The 1,753-nt window shown below is 67.5% G+C and carries 3 protein-coding genes; 2 read left to right on the top strand and 1 reads right to left on the bottom strand.

Going from position 1 to position 1,753, the window contains the following annotated elements; translation table 11 throughout:
- Both panD and WA944_RS17170 read left to right on the top strand, forming a co-directional pair.
- A partial coding sequence (gene panD / locus WA944_RS17175) for an aspartate 1-decarboxylase (RefSeq protein ID WP_526611266.1) occupies window positions 1-374 on the top strand: 374 nt, incomplete at its 5' end.
- A 4-nt stretch (window positions 375-378) separates the two neighbouring features.
- Window positions 379-1,194, top strand: a complete 816-nt coding sequence (locus WA944_RS17170) for a type III pantothenate kinase (RefSeq protein ID WP_163895213.1) — start codon at window positions 379-381, stop codon at window positions 1,192-1,194.
- 7 nt (window positions 1,195-1,201) lie between these two features.
- On the opposite strand, the gene WA944_RS17165 is transcribed toward WA944_RS17170, so the two are convergent.
- Window positions 1,202-1,753, bottom strand: a 552-nt coding sequence (locus WA944_RS17165) for a type III PLP-dependent enzyme domain-containing protein (RefSeq protein ID WP_526647176.1), incomplete at its 5' end; no start/stop codon positions are given.

Below are 1,753 nucleotides of genomic sequence, written 5' to 3'. Positions count from 1 at the left end.
GCGCCACCGTGACGCAAGCCGATCTGCACTACGTCGGGTCGGTGACGGTGGACGCAGACCTGATGGATGCCGCCGATCTGCTCGAGGGGGAGCAGGTGACGATCGTCGACATCGACAACGGTGCCCGACTGGTCACCTACGTGATCACCGGCCGGCGCGGCAGCGGCGTGATCGGCATCAACGGCGCTGCAGCTCATCTGATCCACCCAGGCGACCTGGTGATCCTGATCGCCTACGGGACGATGGAGGAGGCCGAGGCCAGGTCCTATCAGCCGCGGGTTGTGTTCGTCGACGCCGACAACCGACAGGTTGACGTCGGTGCCGATCCGGCACATGTGCCGCCGGACGCCTCCGAGTTGATGTCGCCGAGGTGATGGCGTGCTCCTCGCGATAGACGTCCGCAACACCCACACCGTGGTCGGTCTGATATCCGGTTCCGGTGAACACGCCAAGGTGGTCCATCACTGGCGGATCCGCACCGAGGCCGAGGTGACCGCAGACGAACTGGCGCTCACCATCGACGGGCTGATCGGTGAGGACGCCGAAACGCTCACCGGCGCGGCCGGTCTGTCGACCGTGCCGTCGGTGTTGCACGAAGTGCGGTTGATGCTCGAGCAGTACTGGCCGTCGGTGCCCCATGTGCTGATCGAACCCGGGGTGCGCACGGGCATCCCGCTGCTGGTCGACAACCCGAAAGAGGTCGGTGCCGACAGGATCGTCAACTGCCTTGCGGCGTACCACAAATACCAGTCCGCGGCGATCGTCGTGGACTTCGGCGCGTCGATCTGCGTGGACGTGGTGTCGGCGAAGGGCGAGTTCCTGGGCGGCGCGATCGCTCCCGGCGTGCAGGTGTCCTCCGACGCGGCGGCAGCCCGTTCGGCGGCACTTCGGCGCGTCGAGCTGACCCGTCCCCGCTCGGTGGTGGGAAAGAACACCGTCGAGTGCATGCAGGCCGGCGCGGTGTTCGGATTCGCAGGGTTGGTCGACGGTCTGGTGAAACGAGTGCGCGATGACGTGGATGGCTTCGGTGGGGATGATGTGGCGGTCGTGGCGACCGGGCACGGTGCGCCGCTGGTGCTTTCCGACGTGCAGTCCGTCGAGCACTACGACCGGCACCTGACGTTGGACGGGCTGCGGCTGGTTTTCGAACGCAACCGCGACAGTCAGCGGGGAAAGCTGCGCCAGGCGCGCTGACATCCTTTCAGAAGAACGTGCGGATCAGCTCGACCACCCTGTCGTCGCCGTCGACCACCGGGATCAGCCGCCACTTGTCGAACACCGTGCAGGGGTGGGAGATGCCGAATCGCAGCCACGTACCGACCGGCGCGGCGGAGCGGTCGCCACGGCCCAGTCGCAGGAACGCGTGTTGGTCGTTGAGCTTGGTGACCTCGCTGTCGGAGAGTTCGAGCGGGACGGGCATCCCCTGATCGAACGGCACGTCACGGCGGCCCATCGTCAGGACCGCCAGATCGTTTTCGGGCCGGGACACCACCTGAGCCCGCACCTGCAGGGCCGGTCGCAATCCCGGCTGCCCGCCGCGGGTCAGCGGCGAGGTCCGTGCGTACAACCCGTGGTCGTGCGTGAGGTAGCAGCCGCTGCGCAGGATCGTACGCACCGACGTCGCGCCGGGCCAGCCCGTCAACGCGTCGGCGACGGCGTCGAAGTACGTGCTGCCTCCGGCGCTGACGATCACGCTGTCGGTCTCGAACAGTGCGGCCAGCCGGATCGCCGCCGCACGCACCTCGGCGAGATG

Source organism: Mycobacterium sp. (assembly GCF_049683355.1).
Classification (GTDB): Bacteria; Actinomycetota; Actinomycetes; order Mycobacteriales; family Mycobacteriaceae; genus Mycobacterium.
The sequence above is the reverse complement of the archived record's forward strand: the minus strand, read 5'-3'. Positions and strand labels throughout refer to the sequence as shown.